The sequence below is a fragment of the Streptomyces colonosanans genome (genome assembly GCF_001866645.1).
In the GTDB taxonomy this organism is placed as follows: domain Bacteria; phylum Actinomycetota; class Actinomycetes; order Streptomycetales; family Streptomycetaceae; genus Streptomyces; species Streptomyces colonosanans.
The window spans coordinates 32057-53629 of the sequence record NZ_MLYP01000058.1; the positions used below are offsets into that span (position 1 = coordinate 32057).

Here is a 21573-nt window from a genome sequence, read left to right on the forward strand (position 1 = left end):
GAGCGGATATCCGCTCGCCGCAAGAGGGACGCCACCCTGAGAACGGCTCACTCTGGGGGCCGCCCCGTCCCCCGGCCTCCCGCGTCAGGCGCCCCCGTCGTCCGCCTTCGGGCTGGGCGGCGGCTGTGTACGGAAGGCGAGTTGCCCGCCCTCGGTGTCCACCACGACCCGGCCGTTCTGCTCGATGCGGCCGTCCAGAAGCAGCCGGGACAGCTGGTTGTCGACCTCCCGCTGGATGGTGCGGCGCAGCGGCCGGGCACCGTACTCCGGCTGGTAGCCGCGCTGTGCCAGCCAGTCGACGGCCCCCGCGGTGAAGCTGACGTCGATGTTCTGGGACTGCAGCCGGCGCCGCGTCCGGTCGAGCATCAGGTCGGTGATGCGCCGCAGTTGTTCGGCGGTGAGCTGCCGGAAGATCACGATCTCGTCGATGCGGTTGAGGAATTCGGGCCGGAAGTGCTCGCGCAGCGGACGCAGGATCTGCTCGCGCCGTGCCTCCTCGTCCGCCGTGGGACCGCCCGGCCCGAACCCGATGCCGGCCCCGCGCCGGATGATCGCCTCCGAGCCGAGATTGCTCGTCATCACCACCACCGTGCTGGTGAAGTCCACGGTCCGGCCCTGGGCGTCGGTGAGCCGGCCGTCGTCGAGGACCTGCAGCAGGATGTTGAAGACGTCGGGGTGCGCCTTCTCGACCTCGTCGAGCAGCAGCAGCGAGTACGGGTGCCGCCTGACGACCTCGGTGAGCTGGCCGGCCTCCTCGTGGCCGACGTACCCGGGGGGCGCGCCCACGAGACGGCTGACGGTGTGCCGCTCCTGGTACTCGCTCATGTCGAGCCGGACCATACGCTCCTCGCTGCTGAACAGCACCTCCGCGAGCGCGCGCGCCAGTTCCGTCTTGCCGACGCCGGTCGGGCCGAGGAAGAGGAAGCTGCCGATCGGCCGGTCGGGGCTGGACAGCCCTGCGCGCGAGCGCATCACGGCGTCGGCGACCACGCTGACCGCCTCCTCCTGCCCGATGACCCGCTGGTGCAGATGCTCCTCCAGGCCCAGCAGCCGCTTCTTCTCCTCCTCGGTGAGCCGGCTGACCGGGATGCCGGTGAGCCGGGACACCACCTCGGCGATGGCCTCGGCGGTGACCATCAGATGCTGCCCCTCGTCCGCCTCGGTGTCGCCGGCGGCCCGGTCGATCCGCTCCTTCAGCTGGGTGATGCGGTCCCGCAGCTGGGTGGCCTGCTCGTACTGCTCGTCGGCCACCGCCTGGTCCTTGTCCCGGGTCAGCTGCTCGACCTCACGTTCCATGGCCCGTACGTCCGTGCCCTTCGTCCGAGCCCGCAGCCGCACCCGGGCCCCGGCCTGGTCGAGCAGGTCGATCGCCTTGTCCGGCAGATGGCGGTCGGTGACGTAGCGGTCGGACAGCTCGACGGCGGCCACCAGCGCCTCGTCGGTGTAGCGGACCTGGTGGTGGGCTTCGTAGCGGTCGCGCAGCCCGCGCAGGATCTCGATCGCGTCCGGGACGGTCGGTTCGGGCACCAGGATCGGCTGGAACCGGCGGGCCAGCGCCGCGTCCTTCTCGATGCGGCGGTACTCCTCCATCGTGGTGGCTCCCACGATGTGCAGTTCGCCGCGGGCCAGGGCGGGCTTGAGGATGTTGCCCGCGTCCATGGACCCGCCCTCGGTGCCCCCGCCGCCGGCGCCGACGACGGTGTGCAGCTCGTCGATGAAGACGATCAGTTCGCCGGAGTGGGCGCGGATCTCGCCGACGATGTTGTTGAGCCGCTCCTCGAAGTCCCCGCGGTATCGGGTGCCCGCGACCACGCCGGTCAGGTCCAGGGCCACGACCCGGCGGCCGAGGAGGGTGTCGGGCACGTCGCCGTCGGCGATGCGCTGGGCGAGCCCTTCGACGATGGCGGTCTTGCCGACGCCCGCGTCGCCGATCAGGACCGGGTTGTTCTTGCCGCGGCGGGAGAGTACCTCGATGGTCTGCTCGATCTCCTCGTCCCGTCCGATCACCGGGTCGATACGGCCCTGGCGCGCGAGATCGGTCAGATCACGGCCGTACTTGTCCAGGGTCGGGGTCGAGGGCGGGCGGGGGCGCTCCGGGCGCGGCGGGGCGTGCTCGCCCGCCTCGGGCGGCATGGCGGGCGGTGCGAAGTGGGCGGAGTGCAGGATGTGCCCGGCGGCGGAATCGGGGTTCGCGGCCAGGGCGGTGAGCACGTGCTCGGGACCGATGTAGCCGGCGCCGCTCGCCCGGGCCAGTTCGTGCGCGTCCAGCAGGGCGCGCTTGACGGCGGGCGTCAGGGAGAGCGAGGAGGGCGGCGGCGTCTCGCCCGGACCGTGCTGGGCCGGTCCGGTGCGTTGGTCGATCTCCGTCGCCATCGAGTCGGGGTCGGCGCCGGCGCGGCTGAGCAGGCTCCGGGTCGGTTCGGCGGAGAGCGCGGCGCGCAGCAGATGCTGGGTGTCGAGGTCGCGGCTGCCGTGCTCGGCGGCGTACCGTGCGGCGCCGGCGACCAGCTGCCGGGCCGGCTCGCTGAGCAGCCGTCCGAGGTCGATCTGGCGGGGCCCGGGACGTGGGCCGCCACCGAAGATACGGGAGAAGAACTCTGCGAAGGGGTCCGAGCCGTAGCCCTGCGGACCGTTGAACCCGCTGGTCATGGCAATCCGTTCCGCTGATCGACGTACCGGTGCGACGCGGGTGCCCGGACCGGGCCCGGGGACACCTGTCCACGTGCGCGGCGCCCGTAGACCACGATGGCACGATCCCCTGCTCGGGGCACCTCCAGGAACGCTCCGCTACCGAACACTTGCCCAGTGCTCCACCCTTCAAGGTGGAGGTGAAGGGCATCCGGTCCCTTGCGGCCCGGAGGGCCACAGCGGCATGGCTGCGATTGCGTCATCCGATGACGGAGTTGTCGGATCTACCGCCGGACGGGCGGAAAGTGACGCCTGTGCAGGCCCCTGTAAGACCGATCTCCCCGGAGAGCGGCAAGGGCCGGTGAAGCAGGAACCCGAGGTGGCACCGCGTAGCGGTGCGGACCGGAATCTCCCGCCCTCGGGCAGGAGAGGACGTCAATCCGGGAGAACGTGGCACCGGGAGAGGGGCGAGGGAGGCGCCGTTGACCGTGGCCGTCTGGCGGAACTGATGTGTCCGGTGTCGGGGGCCCGCGGGGACAGTACGCTGATTCCGGCGGGATCGGGCCCGCCCGATGGGTGTCCGGGAGGAGCGTCATGACTGCCGAGACGGTGGCCCCTGCGTGGATGCATGAGCAGATCACGGCGGAGCAGTACGACTCCTGGTCCGAGGAGCAGTGTGCGGGGATCGAGATCGTGGACGGGATGGTCGTCGTGAGTCCCAGCGCGTCCAAGCGCCACAACCGCCTCGCCCGGATCCTGGCGAACGCGCTGGATGTCGCGGCCGGACCGGACTGGAACGCCGACACCGACTTCGACGTCCGCCTCCAGGACGTGCCGCTCACCAACCGCCGCCCGGACGTCGTCGTCTACCGCGCGGACACCATCGACATCACACCCACCCGCCCCGAGCATGTGCTGCTGGTGGCCGAGGTCGTCTCCCCGGGATCGGAGACCACCGACCGGATTGTGAAGGTGGACCAGTACGCCAAGGCCGGTATCGCCTTCTACTGGCGGATCGAGCAGGCCGCCACCGGCGTCCCGCTGATCTACACCTACGTCCTCGACCCGGCGACCATGAGCTACCGGACCGGCGACATGTTCACCGGTGTCGTCAAAGTCTCCGCTCCCTTCACCGTGGAGATCGACCTCGGCCGGCTCTGACCTCGCGCTCAGGCATTACCAGCGCGCGCTACCGGCCCGTCAAGGATTCGGATTCGCTCCCACTCCTAATGCCGCGCGGTCAGGACCCGAGGCCCGGACTCCGTGACAGCCACCGTGTGTTCCGTGTGGGCCGCGCGGGAGCCGTCGGTCGTGCGGAGGGTCCAGCCGTCGGGGGCCGTTCGGTAGCCGTCCGTGCCGCCGCCGATGAGCATGGGCTCGATCGCCAGGACCATGCCGTGGCGCAGCCGGAGGCCGCGTCCCGGCCGGCCCTCGTTGGGGACGGGCGGGTCCTCGTGCATACGACGGCCCACACCGTGCCCGCCGAAGTCCTCCATGATGCCGTACCCCGCGGCCCGGCAGACCGAGCCGATCGCGTGGGCGATGTCCCCGATGCGGTTGCCGACGACGGCCGCCTCGATGCCCGCCGCGAGCGCTCGCTCCGCGGTCTCGATCAGCCGCAGGTCGGCGGCCCGCGGCTTGCCCACGACGAAGCTGATCGCCGAATCACCGGCCCAACCGTCCACTTCGGCGCCGCAGTCGACGGAGACCAGGTCGCCGTCGCGCAGCCGGTAGTCGTCCGGGATGCCGTGCACGATCGCGTCGTTGACCGAGGCACAGATGACCGCCGGGAAGGGGGTCGGAGCGAAGGACGGGCGGTAGCCGAGGAAGGGTGACTCCGCGCCCGCTTCCCGCAGGACCTGGTGCGCCACCTCGTCCAGGTCGCGCAGGGAGACGCCCACGCCCGCGTTCTCCCGCACTGCCGTGAGGGCTCGGCCGACGACCTGCCCTGCTCTGTACATCGCGTCGATCGACGTATCCGTCTTCAGTTCCACCATGCCAATTCCTATACCGCCGATCTCCAATTACTATACCGGTCTCCGGGTGGGTTCCCGGTATTAGAATGGGGGCATGGTGCGCACCCCGCTGTCCCCCGAAGAGCACGAGCGCGGCGAGCGCCTCGGGCGGTTGCTGCGCGAGGCCCGCGGCACCCGCACCATGGCGGAGGTGGCCGCGAGCGCCGGAATCTCCGCCGAGACCCTCCGCAAGATCGAGACCGGGCGTGCGCCGACCCCGGCGTTCTTCACGGTCGCGGCGCTGGCGCGGGTACTGGGGCTCTCCATGGACGAACTCGTCGGGCGGTGCGCGTCGATCGCGGCATGAGCCGCGGGCATCCGTGCGCGCGGTCGGTCTACCACCCCGGCGCGCGCACCCGCACCCGCCCCCATCCGCAACACCCCTGCACGCCCTGAGAGTGCCGACTCCGTCGCCCGATCGGCCCGCCGACAATCGGACCACTCGCCCACAGGAGTGTGAAACATGATCGACTTCGCGGGTTGATGACGATGGTCTTGGCAAGGTCGTCCTGGAGGCTTACGTTCAAGCCTCTACCACCTGTGTCTACGGGCGTAGAGGCTCTCTGACGTCCCCACCGGGACACCAGGCAAAGGAGCGGCACCATGGCCCACGTCGTACGCGCCGCACTGGTCCAGGCGACCTGGACCGGCGACACCGAATCCATGATCGCCAAGCATGTGGAGCACGCCCGCGAGGCGGCCCGGCAGGGCGCGAGGATCATCGGCTTCCAGGAAGTCTTCAACGCCCCCTACTTCTGCCAGGTCCAGGAACCCGAGCACTACCGCTGGGCCGAGCCCGTGCCCGACGGCCCCACGGTCAACCGGATGCGGGAGTTGGCGCGAGAGACCGGCATGGTGATCGTCGTCCCCGTCTTCGAGGTCGAGCAGTCCGGCTTCTACTACAACACCGCCGCCGTGATCGACGCCGACGGCACCTACCTCGGCAAGTACCGCAAGCACCACATCCCCCAGCTCAAGGGGTTCTGGGAGAAGTACTACTTCAAACCGGGCAACCTCGGCTGGCCCGTCTTCGACACCGCGGCCGGCCGGGTCGGCGTCTATATCTGCTACGACCGCCACTTCCCGGAGGGCTGGCGGCAACTCGGACTCAACGGCGCACAGTTGGTCTACAACCCCTCGGCCACCTCGCGCGGCCTGTCGGCCTATCTCTGGCAGCTGGAACAGCCGGCGGCGGCCGTCGCCAACGAGTACTTCGTCGCCGCGATCAACCGCGTGGGCCGCGAGGAGTACGGCGACAACGACTTCTACGGCACAAGCTACTTCGTCGACCCCCGCGGGAAGTTCGTGGGGGAGGTCGCCGACGACAGTAAGGAGGAACTCGTCGTCCGCGACCTCGACTTCGACCTCATCGATGAAGTGCGGCAGCAGTGGGCGTTCTACCGCGACCGCCGCCCCGACGCGTACGAAGGACTGGTGAAGCCGTGACCGACCTGTACGCCCGCCACCGGGCCGTCCTGCCCGACTGGCTCGCCCTGTACTACAAGGACCCACTCGAGATCACCCATGGCGAGGGCCGCCACGTCTGGGACGCCGACGGCAGGAAGTACCTGGACTTCTTCGGCGGGATCCTGACCACGATGACGGCGCACGCCCTGCCCGAGGTCACCAAGGCGGTGACCGAGCAGGCCGGCCGGATCCTGCACTCCTCGACCCTCTACCTCAACCGGCCGATGGTCGAACTCGCCGAACGGATCGCCCAGTTGAGCGGCATCCCGGACGCCCGCGTCTTCTTCACGACGTCCGGCACCGAGGCCAACGACACCGCGCTGCTGCTGGCGACGACGTACCGGCGCAGCAACCAGATCCTGGCCATGCGCAACAGCTACCACGGCCGCTCGTTCAGCGCGGTCGGCATCACCGGCAACCGCGGCTGGTCCCCGACCTCCCTGTCACCCCTGCAGACCCTGTACGTCCACGGCGGCGTCCGCACCCGGGGCCCGTTCGCCCACCTCAGCGACGCCGACTTCATCGCGGCGTGCGTCGAGGACCTCAAGGACCTGCTCGGGCACACGCGCCCGCCGGCGGCGCTGATCGCCGAACCCATCCAGGGCGTCGGCGGCTTCACCTCGCCGCCCGACGGGCTGTACGCCGCCTTCCGTACGGTGCTGCGGGAGCACGGCATCCTGTGGATCTCGGACGAGGTGCAGACCGGCTGGGGCCGCACCGGCGACCACTTCTGGGGCTGGCAGGCGCACGGCGCGTCAGGCCCGCCCGACATCCTGACCTTCGCCAAGGGCATCGGCAACGGCATGTCCATCGGCGGCGTCGTCGCCCGCGCCGACGTCATGAACTGCCTGGACGCCAACAGCATTTCGACCTTCGGAGGAACACAGATCACGATGGCGGCGGGCCTCGCCAACCTCACCTACCTCCTCGAACACGACCTCCAGGGAAACGCCCGGCGCGTCGGCGGACTGCTCATCGAGCGGCTGCGGGCCGTCGCCGCGCCGCTTCCGGTCGTACGAGAGGTGCGGGGGCGCGGCCTGATGATCGGCGTCGAACTGGTGCGTCCCGGCACGGACGAGGCCAACCCGGATGCTGCGTCCGCCGTGCTCGAGGCCGCCCGCGCGGGACGGCTGCTGGTCGGCAAGGGCGGCGGGCACAACACCAGCGTGCTGCGCATCGCCCCGCCGCTCACACTCACCGTCGCGGAGGCCGAGGAGGGTGCGGCGATCCTCGAGCGTGCCCTCAGCAGCGTCCAGTGACGGCCCGCCTTCTCGAAAGCCCCGCCATGAGGTGTCTTTGTCGCTGACCTGAGCAAGGGAACATCGCCATGACCACCGCCTTGGAACCCGTCCTGTCGGTACGTCAGGTCCTCACGCTGGACCGGGTGCTCGCCGGGGAACCCGAGGTGGTGGCCGGGGCGGGGCACCTCGACCGTCCGGTGCGCTGGGTGCATGTCGCCGAGGCCGCCGATGTCGGCGTGATGCTCAGCGGCGGCGAGATGGTCCTCACCACCGGGGTGCTGCTCGCCGGCGACGAGGAGAAGCAGGTCGAGTACATCCGGTCCCTGTACCGCGCGGAGGCCGCGGCCGTCGTTCTCGGACTCGGCCGCGCCTTCCCGGCGCCCCCCGATGTGATGCGCCGGGCCGCCGAACGCTGTGGTCTGCCCATGGTGGTCCTGCATCGGCCCTTCCCGTTCGCCGAGCTGACCGAGGAGGTCCAGTCCCGGCTGGTACGGCGGAAGTTCGCGACCGTGAGCCTGTCGGAGTCCGTGCGTACGGCCCTGACCGGGCTCATCACCGCGGGCGCCCCGCTCCAGCGGCTGCTCGACGAGATCGCCCTGCACGCCGGCTGCCCCGTGGTCCTCGCCAACCTCGCCCACCGCGTGCTCGCCACGGCGGGGGAGCGGTCCGCGGTCGACGACGTGCTGCGCGACTGGGAGCGCATCGCCCGGCAGGCGGGTGTCGGCGAGGGCGACCGCTGGGTCCGTGCCGAACTGGGCGGACGTGGCGAGCACTGGGGCCGGATCGTGCTGTGCGGCTACCGCGGCGACAGCCCCATCGGGCGGCTGCTGGCCGAGCGTGCCGCCGAGGCCCTCGTTCTGCACCGCATGCTCGGCGGCGCGGCGCACTCATGGGAGGAGCAGTCCGCGCAGAGCCTGCTGACCGACCTCGCCCTGGGAGTCGTACCGCCCCGCCAGCTGTTGCCGCGGGCACGCGCGGCCGGGCTGCCCGTCAACCGCCGCACCTTCGTGCCCCTCGTGATACGCGACGGCGACCCGGTCGCCCTCGATCGCGTCCTGCGCCTGCTGGGACTGCCCGGGCTCGTGGCCGAACTGGGTGACGGGGCAACCGCGGTGCTGCTCAGCCTCGCCCGCGACCAGGACGCGGCGGCGCTGGCCGCGTACTTCGCCACCCGGCTGCGGACGGAGTCGGAGGCGGGCGCGCCGGTCGTCGCGGCCGCCGACGCGTGCACCGCCTGGGAGGGCGTACCCGCCGGGCTGCGTGAGGCCCGGCATGTCGCCGACGCCGTCGCCGAGCACACCGCCGCCCTGGACCTGCCGGTCGTTGTACGCCTCAAGGACGTCCGGCTGCGCGGTCTGGTCCGGCTGTTGCGCGACAACCCGCACGTCCAGTCGTTCGCCGAACGCGAGTTGGACGGGCTGCTGTGCGGGCCGGACGCGGAGCCGGACCTGCTGGCCGTGTTGCGGACCTACCTTGCCACCGGCCGCAACAAGTCCCGCACCGCCCAGCTCCACCACGTCAGCCGGCCCGCGCTCTATCGCCGTCTCGAGGCCATCCAGGTTCGTCTCGGAGTCGACCTCGACGACTTCGAACAGGCCGCCTCCGTGCACATTGCGCTGCTCGCGCACGACACCCAACACAGGTGAGCCACCGTGGAAACGAGTGGGAAACACATGTGCGCGGGCCGGGATGACACCGTGGAACGCCAGAGGCCCGCAGACGTGACACGGTGCAACTCAAACCGGCCGTACGGACTTCCTAAGCTCACCGCACACCGAGCGACCGGAGGTTCCGATGAGCAGAGTGATCCGTGCCGCCGTCTTCCAGACCGCGTGGACCGGCGACAAGGAATCGATGATCCAGGTCCACGAGCAGGCGGTTCGCGACGCGGCCGCGCAGGGCGCCCAAGTCCTGTGCTTCCAGGAGCTGTTCTATGGGCCGTACTTCTGCCAGGTCCAGGACTCGGCGTTCTACGAGTACGCCGAGCAGATCCCGGACGGTCCCATCGTCAAGCGCTTCCAGGCGCTGGCGAAGGAGCACGGCATCGTGCTCGTCCTGCCCATGTACGAGGAGGAGCAGCCCGGCGTCCTCTACAACACCGCCGCGGTGATCGACGCGGACGGTTCCTACCTCGGCAAGTACCGCAAGACCCACATCCCGCAGGTGAAGGGCTTCTGGGAGAAGTTCTACTTCCGCCCCGGCCGCTCCGACTGGCCCGTCTTCGACACCAAGGCCGGCCGGATCGGCGTCTACATCTGCTACGACCGCCACTTTCCGGAGGGCTGGCGGGCCCTCGGCCTCGCGGGCGCGGAGATCGTCTTCAACCCGTCGGCCACCTCGCGCGGCCTGTCCGCCTATCTGTGGCAGCTGGAGCAGCCGGCCGCGGCCGTGGCCAACGAGTACTTCGTGGGTGCGATCAACCGCGTGGGCGTCGAGGAGCTGGGCGACAACGACTTCTACGGCACCTCGTACTTCGTGGACCCGGAGGCGCAGTTCGTCGGCGAGGTGGCGAGCGACAAGGAGACCGAACTCCTCGTCCGCGACCTGGACATGGCGAAGCTGCGCGAGGTGCGCGACCGGTGGCAGTTCTACCGGGACCGCGCGCCGGGCGCGTACACCCCACTGACCACGCCGTAACGGAGGCCGGTCCCCGTGCCCCTGAACGGGGCGCGGGGCCGCGGTCCGGCACGCGGCCTTGCCGCGTGCGCGCGACCGGCCACCGACGACCCGCACTGTCCGACCGCATCCCAGCGGAGCGTCCACGCAGGTAAGGGAGCACAAGGGAGCATGAGCAGCCGTACCGTCATCCGCGGTGGCCTCGTCATCACCGCGTCCGACGAGATCCACGCCGACATCCTGATCGAGGACGGCCGTGTCGCCGCCCTCGCCGCGTCCGGCACACCGGCCGCCGAGGCCTTCACGGCCGAGCGGACCATAGACGCCACCGGCAAGTACGTGATCCCGGGCGGTGTCGACGCCCACACCCATATGGAGCTGCCGTTCGGCGGCACCTTCGCCTCCGACACCTTCGAAACCGGCACCCGGGCCGCGGCCTGGGGCGGGACGACCACGATCGTCGACTTCGCCGTGCAGAGCGTGGGCCACACCCTGCGCGAGGGTCTGGACGCCTGGCACGCAAAGGCGGAGGGCAACTGCGCGATCGACTACGCCTTCCACATGATCGTCTCCGACGTCCACCAGGAGACGCTCAAGGAGATGGACCTGCTGGTCGAGGAGGGCGTCACCTCCTTCAAGCAGTTCATGGCCTACCCCGGCGTCTTCTACAGCGACGACGGCCAGATCCTGCGCGCCATGCAGCGCTCCGCCGACAACGGCGGTCTGATCATGATGCACGCCGAGAACGGCATTGCGATCGACGTGCTGGTCGAGCAGGCTCTGGCCCGCGGCGAGACCGACCCGCGCTACCACGGCGAGGTCCGCAAGGCCCTCCTGGAGGCCGAGGCCACCCATCGTGCCATCCGGCTCGCGCAGGTCGCGGGGGCCCCGCTGTATGTCGTGCACGTCTCGGCGCAGGAGGCGGTTGCGGAGCTGGCCCGGGCACGTGACGAGGGGCTCAACGTCTTCGGGGAGACCTGCCCCCAGTACCTGTTCCTGTCCACCGACAACCTGGCCGAGCCGGACTTCGAGGGCGCCAAGTACGTGTGCTCGACCCCGCTGCGGCCCAAGGAGCACCAGGCCGCGCTGTGGAGGGGCCTGCGCACCAACGACCTCCAGGTGGTCTCCACCGACCACTGCCCCTTCTGCTTCGTGGGCCAGAAGGAGCTGGGGCGGGGCGACTTCTCGAAGATCCCCAACGGTATGCCGGGTGTCGAGAACCGCATGGACCTGCTCCACCAGGCCGTCGTCGACGGGCACATCTCGCGCCGCCGCTGGATCGAGATCGCCTGCGCCACCCCGGCCCGGATGTTCGGCATGTACCCGAAGAAGGGCACCATCGCCCCTGGCGCGGACGCCGACATCGTCATCTACGACCCGCACGCCGAGCAGGTCATGTCCGCCGGGACGCATCACATGAACGTCGACTACTCGGCGTACGAGGGCAAGCGCACGACCGGCCGGGTCGAGACGGCCCTCTCGCGCGGCGAGCCGGTCATCACCGAGCGGGAGTACACCGGACGCGCGGGACACGGCGTCTACACCCCCCGCTCCACCTGTCAGTACCTCAACTAGGAGCGGTGCTCATGGATTTCGGACTCGTCCTGCAGACCGACCCACCTGCCTCGCGGGTCATCAGCCTGATGAAGCGCGCCGAGCGCAACGGCTTCCGCTACGGCTGGACCTTCGACTCCAGCGTGCTGTGGCAGGAACCGTTCGTGATCTACAGTCAGATCCTCGAGCATACCGAGAAACTGACGGTCGGTCCGATGGTGACCAACCCGGGAACCCGCACCTGGGAGGTCACGGCCTCCACGTTCGCCACACTCAACGACATGTTCGGCAACCGCACGGTGTGCGGCATCGGCCGCGGCGACTCGGCGATGCGCGTCGCCGGCCGCAAGCCCAACACGCTGGCCCGCCTCAGCGAGGCCATGAAGGTCATCCGGGCACTGGGCAGCGGCCAGGAGGCCGACCTGGGCGGCGGCACGGTCGTCAGGTTCCCCTGGGTCAAGCCGGGCGCCGAACTCCCCGTCTGGATGGCGGCGTACGGCCCCAAGGCCCTGAAGATGACCGGCGAGGAGGCGGACGGCTTCATCCTCCAGCTCGCCGACCTGTATCTGACCGAGTACATGGTCAAGGCGGTCAAGGAGGCGGCCGTGGCCGCCGGCCGTGACCCGTCCGAGCTGAAGATCTGCGTCGCCGCCCCGGCGTACGTCACCGAGGACGACTCGCCCGAAGCGCTCGCCCACGCACGGGAGCAGTGCCGCTGGTTCGGCGGCATGGTCGGCAACCATGTCGCCGACCTGGTTGCCAAGTACGGCTCGGACTCGGGCATGGTGCCACAGGAGCTGACCGACTACATCAAGGCACGCGACGGCTACGACTACGCGCACCACGGCCGCTCCGGCAATCCGGACACCGCGTTCGTACCGGACGAGATCGTGGACCGGTTCTGCGTGATCGGCCCGGCCGAGGCGCACGTGGAAAAGCTGCGCGCGCTACGGGAGCTGGGCGTGGACCAGTTCGCGGTGTACGCGATGCACGATGCGAAGGAGAAAGTGATCGACCAGTACGGGCAGCACGTCATCCCCGTGCTGAACGCCTGACCGCATGAGCAGCGCCGGCTTGGCGACTTACGTACACAGCAAGGAAGTTCACGGCACCCGCATGGCCGCACCCTCTCCCCGTCCCCCTCCCGTCCGTAGAAGGGACCGCCGATGACCGGCACCACCGTTCCACCACCCTCCGTACCCCCAGGCGCCGTCGAGCTGACCGGTGACGCCTATCCGGCCGGCAGTCGCTACGCCAACGACGACCTGCGTCCGGTCCCGGTCACCGAACGCCGGTGGACCACGTACAACTTCGTGGCCCTGTGGATCGGCATGGCCCACTGCATCCCGTCCTGGACGCTCGCCTCCGGACTGGTGGCCCTGGGCATGGACTGGAAGCAGGCGGTGCTGACCATCGCCCTGGCGAACGTGATCGTGCTGCTGCCGATGCTGCTGACCGGCCATGCCGGTCCGAAGTACGGCATCCCCTTCCCGGTTCTGGCCCGGGCGTCGTTCGGCATACGCGGGGCGAACCTGCCGGCCATGGTGCGCGCGGCCGTGGCCTGCTGCTGGTTCGGTATCCAGACCTGGATCGGTGGCCAGGGCATCTTCGTACTCCTCGGGAAGATCTTCGGAGGCTGGGCGGACGCGGGGAAGATCGGCGGCTACCCCTGGACCCTGTGGCTGTGTTTCCTGCTCTTCTGGGTGCTGGAACTCGCCATCATCTACCGGGGGATGGACACTCTTCGCCGCTTCGAGAACTGGGCGGCACCGTTCGTTCTCGTCGGCGCGGTGGTGCTGCTGGTGTGGATCGCGCACAAGGCGGGCGGCTTCGGCCCGCTGCTGCACGAGCCGTCCAAGCTGGGCTGGGGACCGGACTTCTGGAAGGTCTTCTTCCCGGGCCTGATGGGCATGATCGGTTTCTGGTCGACGCTGTCGTTGAACATCCCGGACTTCACCCGGTTCGGGAAGGGGCAGCGGGCGCAGGTGTGGGGCCAGGCGCTGGGCCTGCCGACGACGATGACGGTGTTCGCGCTGATGTCGGTGCTGGTGACGGCGGGTTCGGAGAAGGTGTACGGGGTGGCCGTCTGGGACCCGGTGGAGCTGGCCGGCAAGACGGACAACGTCGTCGGGCTGCTCTTCGCGCTCATCATGGTGTTCGTGGCGACGATTTCCGTGAACATCGCGGCGAACGTGGTCTCACCCGCGTACGACCTCGCGAACCTCGCGCCGAAGGTCATCAACTTCCGCACGGGCGCGATCATCACGGGTGTGGTGGGCGTCCTGGTCATGCCGTGGAAGCTGACGTCGACGCCCGAGCTGTACATCTTCACGTGGCTGGGCGTGGTCGGCGGGCTGCTCGGCACGGTTGCCGGGATTCTGATCGCGGACTACTGGATCGTGCGGCGGACGGTGCTGGACCTGGCCGATCTGTACGTGGCCGGGGGGCGTTACTGGTATTCGGCCGGGTGGAACTGGCGGGCGGTTGCCGCGTTCGTGGTGGGCGGGGTGCTCGCCGTCGGCGGCTCGTACTCGACGCTCGGACAGGACGGGAAGAAGGCGGGCCCGTTCCCGCTCGACGGGCTCATCCCGGTCTTCAAGCCGCTCGCCGACTACGGGTGGGCCGTGGGGCTCGGGGCGTCTCTCGTCGTGTATCTCGCGCTGATGGCCGGCACACGGCGGACGTGACCAGCCCAGGGTGAGGTATCCCGGAAGCCGTTGCGGACAGGGCACACCGCGGCCGTGTCCGCCGGACATCGCTTCCCGGGGCGGAGGACAACGGGACGCGATGCACGAGGCAACGTGCCATGGCGGGCCGACGCGGAGGGGCACTGTTCGGCGTCCACAGACGGAGGCCGGGAACCGGTTCATGGATGGCCGTCAGGGTGGGCATGGGCAGTTCCCGAGGACGGCGGTGCGCCGACCTGCCCAGGCGGCCTGAGTGCCCCGGGAGTCCGGTCAGCTCAGGCCGAGGCCGCGGGCGATCAGTCCGCGTTGCACGTCGTTGGTTCCTCCGCCGAGGAAGGCGAGGATGGACAGACGCAGGCCCTGCTCGAAGATGCCCGCGCCGGGGGCGTCCGGTGCGCAGAGGGCCGCCGCGGGGCCGAGGATCTCCAGGGCGTCACGGCTGAGCTGCTCCGCCACCTCCGCGGCCAGCACTCCCGCCATCGACGAGGCCAGGCGTGCGGTGTGCGCGGGGCCGGACTCGGCTTTCTCGGCCGCCTTGGTGAGCAGGAGTTTGACCGCCTGGACCTGGACGGCCATGCCGCTCAGCCTGGCTCGCTTGTCCGACCCGGACGGGCCGGCCGCGCTGTCCGGATCGGCACGGACGGCTGCCAGCAGTTCGTCGAACTGCCGACGGGACATCCCGGCGATGTCGCTGGCCAGCAGCAGCCGTTCGCCGGTGAGCGTGTCCGTGATGACCTGCCAGCCGTGGTTGGCCGAGCCGATGCGCGCGGAGTCGCCTACCCGGACGTCGTCGAAGCTCACCGTGCAGCAGATCTGCCCGGACAGAGCCTGGTGCGGCTCCGTCCTGATCCCCGCGGTCGCCATCGGGACCATGAACACGCTGATCCCGGCCAGCGGCAGCTTCGCGTCCACATCCGTGCGCACGGCCAGCCAGATGTATTCCGCCGTGTGGGCGTTGGCGATCCAGGACTTGGTCCCGTTGATCACCCAGTCGTCGCCGTCCCGGATCGCGGTCGTGGTCAGCGACGCGAGATCGGAGCCCGCTTCGGGCTCGCTGTAGCCCAGGCAGAAGGTCAGTCCTCCGTCCCGGATCTGGGGCAGGTACCTCGCCTTCTGCTCGGCCGTTCCGTACTTGACGATGGGAGCGCCGACCACCGAGACGGCGGCCATCGCGTGGGCGACCGGCAGCTGGTGATAGGCAATTTCGTCCTGCAGCGCGAGCTGCTCGGTGAGGGTGGCGTCGTGGCCGCCGTCGGCGGTGGGCCAGGTCATCCCGAACCACTTCCGCGCGGACATCGCCGCCACCAGGGCAGGGTCATCACCCTTCGCGAACACCCTCGCACGGGTGCGATTCTCGGCGTAGAGAGAGCGGACCTGTTCCCGCATCGCCGTCGCCCGCGAAGTGGAATCCACGGCGGGCAGGTCGGTGGCGGTCCCGATCAGGATGTCGGCGACCGTTCCGCGCGGTGGCGGACAGGACGGCAGCAGCGCGATGTCGGCATGGACCCGGCGGAAGAGCCAGGGGGCGTCATGTTCCTCGAAGTATCCGCCCGCGCCGAGAGTGTGATGGGCGCTGACCTGGATGTGCGGTGCGACGGCGGCCGCGTGGGACACCACGAGCTCCGTGGCGAGGATCCCGTCCGGTGCGTCGCCGCCGTGTCTGCGGACGGCATCCTCGATGAGGAGTTCCCCCGCGACGAGTTCGATCTCGCGGGTCGCCGTGCGCTGCTGGACCGCGCCGAACCCGCCGATCGCCCGGCCGAACTGTCGGCGGACCTTCGCATGGGCGATGGACCGGTCATGAGTGTGTCGCGCGGCCGCCATCGCCCGCACCGTCAAGCCCAGCCTGAGCAGGGAGAGCGCCCGGCCGGCCCGCTCCGGATCGACGTCGACGACGGCCTCCGGTCCGCCCAGGTGGAGCCGGGCCCAGGCGGGCGACGCCAGCCCGGGCTGCGGGACGGCGAACTCCACAGGCCGTACCGACGCGCGTCCGCCCGCGGGCGGCAGGACCAGGACGTGTGAGGCGGCCATCCCGCCTTCCATGAACGGCACCGTCTCGGCCGCCCGGTTTGTCGGCGCCACCAGGATCCGGACGTCTCCGGCCGCGATGCCGGCCGCGATGCCGGCCGCGATCTCCGGGGCCTCCGCCAGCAGTTCTACGGCGACGAAGCCGTCCATGACGGGCAGCGGGCAGGCTGCCGCTCCGGTGGCCCGGACCAGCGCGACGGTGGCGGCGAGGTCGCCGAAGTCGAACCAGCCCTGAGCCGCGGCCAGTCTCCACAGCCGGGCCAGGGCAGCCTCGTCCGCCAGGTCAGGGAAGTGCCACTGCCGGGTGAGCAGTTCGGTGATTTCATCCATGTTGAGCATTCGCCCGTCCCGCCTGCGATGTCCGCTGCCACGCCGTTAATTCGAGCGTAGGGGCCGTGTCAATGCCGGACAATGCCGGGCTGGGACAATAGGGGCCTGATAGGGGTTCGCTGTATTAGGGCGGGGAATAGGGTCGGACGTGACCGAGGAATCGGTCAATTGCGCTGCGCCCAGGAAGGTGATGGCAGTGGGAAATACCGACAGCGACAGTTGGATCCGCGTCTACCGCCAGGTGCCGGAAGGCTTACGCCTGTTCTGTTTCCCCCACGCGGGCGGCGCCGCCAGTTACTTCTACCCGTGGTCGAAGTCGCTGCCGGGGGACGTCGAGGTGCTGGCCCTGCAGTACCCGGGCCGCCAGGACCGGGGCGGCGAGCCCTGCGTCCGCACCATCCCGGAACTTGCCGACCAGATCCATGCGGCGATCCGGCCGCGGCTGGCGGAGCCGTTCGCGTTCTTCGGGCACAGCATGGGAGCGATCCTCGCCTTCGAGGTCGCGTGCCGGATCGCCCGCGAGGAGGGGGCTGGACCGGCGCATCTGTTCGTCTCCGGCCGACGGGCTCCCTCCCTCACCCGGCACGAGGAGCTGCACCGGGCGAGCACGGCCGCGTTCATCGCGGAGATGCGCGCGCTGGGCGGAACGGACCCGCGCATCCTGGCGGACGAGGAGCTGCTGAATCTCGTCCTGCCGACGATCCGCGCCGACTACACGGCCATCGAGACGTACCGATTCGACTCCGCACCGCCGCTGTCGTGCGACATCACCGCGATGGTCGGCGACAGCGACCCGAAGGCCTCCGTCGATGAGGCGGAGGCCTGGTCGCAGCACACGCTGGGCCGGTTCGATCTGCGGATCTTCCCGGGGGACCACTTTTACCTGGAGGACTGTCGGGCCGGAGTGCTCGACGTGATCTCGTCCGTGCTCTCCGGAGCACGGCAGGACGCGGGTCGTGCCTAGTGCCCCGGCAGGCACCGTTTGCCCGTCAAGGAGCGGCGTCGTGGGGGCACCTCCCGCTCTGGGGGTCCCCCTGCTCGAAGAGCTTGGGGGAGCGTGCCGGGCGTTGCGACGGGGTGAACGTTGCCTGTCACAGCACTAGCCTCGCGCTTTCACGAGGCGGGCTGTCCGACAGGCGGTCCGGGCATGGCCATCCTGCGATCCGAGCCGGCCGTCTTCGGGCCGGTCGCCTCCGATCCAACCGGCTCCCGCTCCATGGACACCCTCGCCGCCTCGGGTGAGAAGGCACTGGACGCCATCCGTCGGGCACGGTCCGAAATCCGCTCGCGAGTCTGGTCCTTGGCCGACGGCCGTGCCCCGGATGGGGGCGGGGAGGTGACGGCGGGCCACCGGCCTGCCCGCCATCGGCCACAGAACGCGAAACGGTCCGCCGACTCCGTCGGCAGACCGTCATGCAAGATCGAGGCCAGCCTCACGCTGTCGTCAGTGGGCCTGTCCGAGCCTTGATCAAATAAAGAGAGACTGTGGCTGCGGCGGGACTCACGCCGAGGCGCAAGCACCGGCCGAGCCGGGTGTGTTCGGCCCGGTGGCTTCCGATCCGACGGTCTTCCGTCTCGTCGACACGCTCGCCGTCTCCGGCTCGAAGGCCCTTGCAGCGATCCGGGGCGCACGTTCCCAAGTACGCGAGCCGGTCTGGGAACTGGCCGGTGCGCAGAGTCCGGCTGTCGACGGTCAGGTGATCGTGGACATCGACGGTGTGCTGGTCCTCACCCACTCCGAGAAGCAGGATGCCACTGCGACCTGGAAGAAGAACCACGGTCACTACCCGCTCGTGGTGTACGTCGACCACGGCCAGGCCAGGCCAGGCCAGGCCAGGTCCGGGAAGCCGGTGGCCGCCCTGCCGCAACCCGGCAACGCAGGCTTCAACACCGCCGCCGGCCCTATGGGATCAGCCCAAATCGCCCTGGCTGAACTGCCCGAACTCCTGCGGCGGACGCAGATCCTGGTTCGCACCGACTCCGCCGCCGGCGCCCATCGCTTCCTCGACCGACGCTCCGGACGGAGCCTGCAGCCGAGAGTCCCCGTCAGCACGAACGCAGAGTCTCGTCCCGTCAACAAACTGACGGGGAATCATGAATTCGAGACAAGCGCATTTGTGCGCCTCTCGGTATTTCGGTGCGGCAACTCGTGTGGACGGTACGTCGATTGTGCCCTGACAGACACCCCTACCGTACCCCTAGCTGTGTCACTCTCCCCATAAGGGTGCGGTAAGGGTTGGGGTCCGCCCGCCCGGAACCTACCGTTGCCGAGTGCGTCGGACCAGGAAAATCAAATGTCGCGGCACCGTCACTTTCTGAGTGCGGCCATAGAGGTGGGATTGAATTGGCAACGGTCGAATACATACCGGAAAACGACTGATGGACTTCGAGCTGTCACCGATTCAGCGTGAACGATACGCCGGCATAGGCACGGCTGTTGCCGAGCGGTTCGCCGAGCATGAGACGTGTACCGACCCGGAGCTGGTGCGGCTGGCCTGGAAGGACGCGGCGAGCATCGGCCTGACAGGGCTATGCCTGCCCGAGGAGTACGGCGGGGCGGGACTGGGGGCTCTGGACACGGCGCTGGGCCTTGAGGCGTTCGGCCGCTCCTGCTCCGACATGGGCCTGGTGTTCGGGGTCGCGGCGCACCTGCTGTCCTGTGCCGTGACCGTCTCGGAGTTCGGGACCGGTGAGGCCAGGGAGCTGCTGGCGGGCATGGCGGCGGGCGACCTGATCGCCGGCAACGCCATGACCGAGGACGAGGCCGGCTCGGACGTCGGGCGGATCCGGACCACCGCCACGCGCTCGGGCGAGCAGTATCTGCTCGAGGGGGAGAAGTCCTTCGTCAGCAACGCCCCGATCGCGGACGTGTTCGTGACCTATGCGGTCACGGATCCGTCCGCCGGGTTCCTGGGCATCTCGGCGTTCGCCGTGCCGCGGGAGCTCGACGGCGTCGTCGTCGGTCCGCCGCTGCCGAAGATGGGACTGAACGGCTGCCTGGCGGCGCGGGTGCGGTTCGAGGGCTGCGTCGTACCGGCTCACTACCGGCTCGGGGCCGAGGGCGCCGGCGGGGCGATCTTCCAGCAGTCCATGGCGTGGGAGCGCGGCTGCCTGTTCGCCGCATACCTGGGACTGATGGAGCGGCAGCTGGCCGAGTGCGTGGGCCGTACGACCGACAGGCGTCAGTTCGGGCGGAAGATCGCCGGGTTCCAGGCCGTCTCGCACCGGATCGCCCGGATGCGGCAGCGGCTGGAGAGCGCGCGCCTGCTTCTGTATCGCGCCTGCTGGCTGCTCGAACAGGGCCGCACGGACGTCAGCGCGATCGCCATGGCGAAGACCGCCGTGTCCGAGGCCGCGGTCGCCAACAGCCTCGACGCCATGCAGTTGTTCGGCTCGGCCGGCTACCTCGCCGGCGCCGGGATCGAGGAGCAGCTGCGCGACTGCCTGCCCACCACCATCTTCTCCGGGACGACCGAGATCCAGTTGGAACTCATCGCGAGGGAGACAGGGCTGTGACCCTCCACCAACTCGTCATCGAGGCCGCTGCACGCCGGCCCGGCGCGCCGGCCCTGAGCGGGCCGTCCGGTTCCGTCACCTACGGCGAGCTCGATGCCACGGCCAACGCGATCGCGGCCAGGCTCGAACGCCAGGGCGTCCGGCGCGGCGATCGGGTCGTGCTCTGGGCGGGCAAGAGCCCGGCGACGGTGGCGGCGATGCAGGCGATCCTCCGGCTCGGCGCCGCCTACGTGCCCGTCGACGGCAGCAACCCGGTGGCCCGGGTCGCGACCATCGCCCGGGACTGCGCGGCGCGCGTCGTCGTGACGAACCGCGCGCGGATTCCGCGGATCTCCGCCGAGCTCGGCCTGGAAGTCCGCTACGAGGAGCTCGACGGCCCCTACGATCCGGCGCCGGCCATCAACGCCGCCACGACTTCCGAAGACCTGGCATACATCCTGTACACGTCCGGGTCGACCGGCACGCCCAAGGGCGTGTGCCTGACCCACGAGAACGCGCTGGCGTTCGTCGACTGGGCGCACGACCTGCTGGCACCGGGGGAGGACGACCGGTTCGCCAACCACGCGCCCTTCGCCTTCGACCTGTCGGTGTTCGACCTGTACGTGGCGTTTCGCGCCGGCGCGTCGGTGCATCTCATTCCCCCCGAGCTGTCCTTCGCGCCCGTACAGCTCGTCGAGTTTCTCTACCTCGAGCGGATCAGCGTCTGGTACTCGGTGCCGTCCGCCCTCGCGGTGATGATGCGGTACGGCGGGCTCCTTGATCGTCCGGCGCCGGAGACGCTGCACACGGTGCTGTTCGCGGGTGAGCCGTTCCCCATCACGCAGCTCCGTGACCTGGCCGGCTGGACCGGCGCACGGATGATGAACCTCTACGGCCCGACCGAGACCAACGTGTGCACGTTCCACGAGGTCACGAAGGCGGACATGGACCGCGACCGGCCGGTGCCGATCGGGATCGCGGCAGGCGGCGACCGGGTCTGGGCGCTGCGGGACGACGGAGGAGTCGCGGCCGCAGGCGAGGAGGGCGAACTCGTCGTGGACGGCCCCACGGTGATGTCCGGCTACTGGGGCCAGCCGCCGCAGAGCGGTCCCTACCATACCGGCGACCTGGTCCGGACTCTCCCCGACGGCTCGTTCGACTACCTCGGGCGCCGCGACCAGATGGTGAAGATCCGCGGGCACCGGGTCGAGCTCGGCGAGGTCGAGTCCGTGCTCGAGAACCACGCCGATGTCGCGGAGGCCGCCGCGGTGGGGGTGGGCGAAGGAGTCGACACCCGCTTGGTGGTGTTCGTGGCTCCGCGGTCCGGCCGCGACCCCGGGGTCCTGGCCCTTCGGCAGTACCTCACCCAGCACCTGCCGCGCTACATGGTGGCGGACGAGGTGCGGATCAGCTCCCCGCTGCCGAGAAACGGCAACGGCAAGATCGACCGGCTGGCGCTGGCGGCGCGCGCCGGCGGGTCTGGAACGAGCAGTTCATGAACCGGAGCCGTGA

Annotated in this window: 15 protein-coding genes and 2 pseudogenes; 14 read left to right on the forward strand and 3 right to left on the reverse strand. The window is 69.9% G+C overall.

The window, feature by feature from the left end:
• Positions 1–84 precede the first annotated feature (84 nt).
• Positions 85–2649 (reverse strand): ATP-dependent Clp protease ATP-binding subunit, encoded by a 2565-nt coding sequence (locus BIV24_RS21800; protein ID WP_071368080.1) that lies wholly within the window; start codon positions 2647–2649, stop codon positions 85–87.
• Positions 2650–3222: 573 nt separating this feature from the next.
• Between BIV24_RS21800 and BIV24_RS21805 the strand changes: the two genes are divergently transcribed.
• Positions 3223–3789 carry a Uma2 family endonuclease gene (locus tag BIV24_RS21805; RefSeq protein WP_071368081.1) on the forward strand — a complete coding sequence of 189 codons (567 nt, stop codon included), beginning with the start codon at positions 3223–3225 and terminating at the stop codon, positions 3787–3789.
• Positions 3790–3854: 65 nt separating this feature from the next.
• Here the strand turns inward: BIV24_RS21805 and map are convergent, their stop codons facing one another.
• Entirely contained in the window at positions 3855–4625 is a 771-nt protein-coding gene (gene map / locus BIV24_RS21810) for a type I methionyl aminopeptidase (RefSeq protein ID WP_071368082.1), read from the reverse strand.
• Between the two features lie 73 nt (positions 4626–4698).
• Between map and BIV24_RS21815 the strand changes: the two genes are divergently transcribed.
• The 8 genes from BIV24_RS21815 to BIV24_RS21850 all read left to right on the forward strand — a co-directional run bounded on the left by BIV24_RS21815 (position 4699) and on the right by BIV24_RS21850 (position 14208).
• Positions 4699–4950, forward strand: coding sequence for a helix-turn-helix domain-containing protein (locus BIV24_RS21815; protein ID WP_071368083.1), 252 nt, complete (start codon positions 4699–4701; stop codon positions 4948–4950).
• A gap of 296 nt (positions 4951–5246) precedes the next feature.
• Positions 5247–6089 (forward strand): nitrilase-related carbon-nitrogen hydrolase, encoded by an 843-nt coding sequence (locus tag BIV24_RS21820; protein WP_071368084.1) that lies wholly within the window; start codon positions 5247–5249, stop codon positions 6087–6089.
• Positions 6086–7369 (forward strand): aspartate aminotransferase family protein, encoded by a 1284-nt coding sequence (locus BIV24_RS21825; RefSeq protein ID WP_071368085.1) that lies wholly within the window; start codon positions 6086–6088, stop codon positions 7367–7369. Before BIV24_RS21820 ends, BIV24_RS21825 begins: the two co-directional genes overlap by 4 nt.
• A 68-nt stretch (positions 7370–7437) precedes the next feature.
• The gene (locus BIV24_RS21830) at positions 7438–8997 is read left to right on the forward strand and encodes a PucR family transcriptional regulator (RefSeq protein WP_071368086.1); all 1560 of its coding nucleotides are present in this window, start codon (positions 7438–7440) and stop codon (positions 8995–8997) included.
• Between the two features lie 148 nt (positions 8998–9145).
• Positions 9146–9988, forward strand: a complete 843-nt coding sequence (locus tag BIV24_RS21835; protein ID WP_071368087.1) for a nitrilase-related carbon-nitrogen hydrolase — start codon at positions 9146–9148, stop codon at positions 9986–9988.
• Positions 9989–10138: 150 nt separating this feature from the next.
• The gene (gene hydA / locus BIV24_RS21840) at positions 10139–11542 is read left to right on the forward strand and encodes a dihydropyrimidinase (protein WP_071368088.1); all 1404 of its coding nucleotides are present in this window, start codon (positions 10139–10141) and stop codon (positions 11540–11542) included.
• 11 nt (positions 11543–11553) lie between these two features.
• Entirely contained in the window at positions 11554–12576 is a 1023-nt protein-coding gene (locus BIV24_RS21845) for a TIGR03842 family LLM class F420-dependent oxidoreductase (protein WP_071368089.1), read from the forward strand.
• Between the two features lie 111 nt (positions 12577–12687).
• Positions 12688–14208 carry an NCS1 family nucleobase:cation symporter-1 gene (locus BIV24_RS21850; RefSeq protein ID WP_071368090.1) on the forward strand — a complete coding sequence of 507 codons (1521 nt, stop codon included), beginning with the start codon at positions 12688–12690 and terminating at the stop codon, positions 14206–14208.
• Positions 14209–14478: 270 nt separating this feature from the next.
• Here the strand turns inward: BIV24_RS21850 and BIV24_RS21855 are convergent, their stop codons facing one another.
• A complete protein-coding gene (locus tag BIV24_RS21855) occupies positions 14479–16566 on the reverse strand; it encodes an acyl-CoA dehydrogenase family protein (protein WP_177198786.1) in 2088 nt (695 codons plus the stop codon).
• A gap of 190 nt (positions 16567–16756) precedes the next feature.
• Between BIV24_RS21855 and BIV24_RS21860 the strand changes: the two genes are divergently transcribed.
• The 5 genes and pseudogenes from BIV24_RS21860 (at position 16757) to BIV24_RS21880 (ending at position 21560) form a co-directional block, all read left to right on the forward strand.
• Positions 16757–17530 (forward strand): thioesterase II family protein, encoded by a 774-nt coding sequence (locus tag BIV24_RS21860; RefSeq protein ID WP_071368092.1) that lies wholly within the window; start codon positions 16757–16759, stop codon positions 17528–17530.
• Between the two features lie 183 nt (positions 17531–17713).
• Positions 17714–17908 (forward strand): annotated as a pseudogene (locus BIV24_RS32265) (IS1380 family transposase); the annotation flags it as partial.
• A 181-nt stretch (positions 17909–18089) separates the two neighbouring features.
• Positions 18090–18596, forward strand: a pseudogene (locus BIV24_RS21870) (transposase); the annotation flags it as partial.
• Between the two features lie 349 nt (positions 18597–18945).
• Positions 18946–20082: an acyl-CoA dehydrogenase family protein gene (locus BIV24_RS21875; protein ID WP_071368095.1), complete on the forward strand. Its 1137-nt coding sequence runs from the start codon at positions 18946–18948 to the stop codon at positions 20080–20082.
• Positions 20079–21560, forward strand: a complete 1482-nt coding sequence (locus BIV24_RS21880) for an amino acid adenylation domain-containing protein (RefSeq protein WP_071368096.1) — start codon at positions 20079–20081, stop codon at positions 21558–21560. The genes BIV24_RS21875 and BIV24_RS21880 overlap by 4 nt, the downstream gene beginning before the upstream one ends.
• Positions 21561–21573 lie beyond the last annotated feature (13 nt).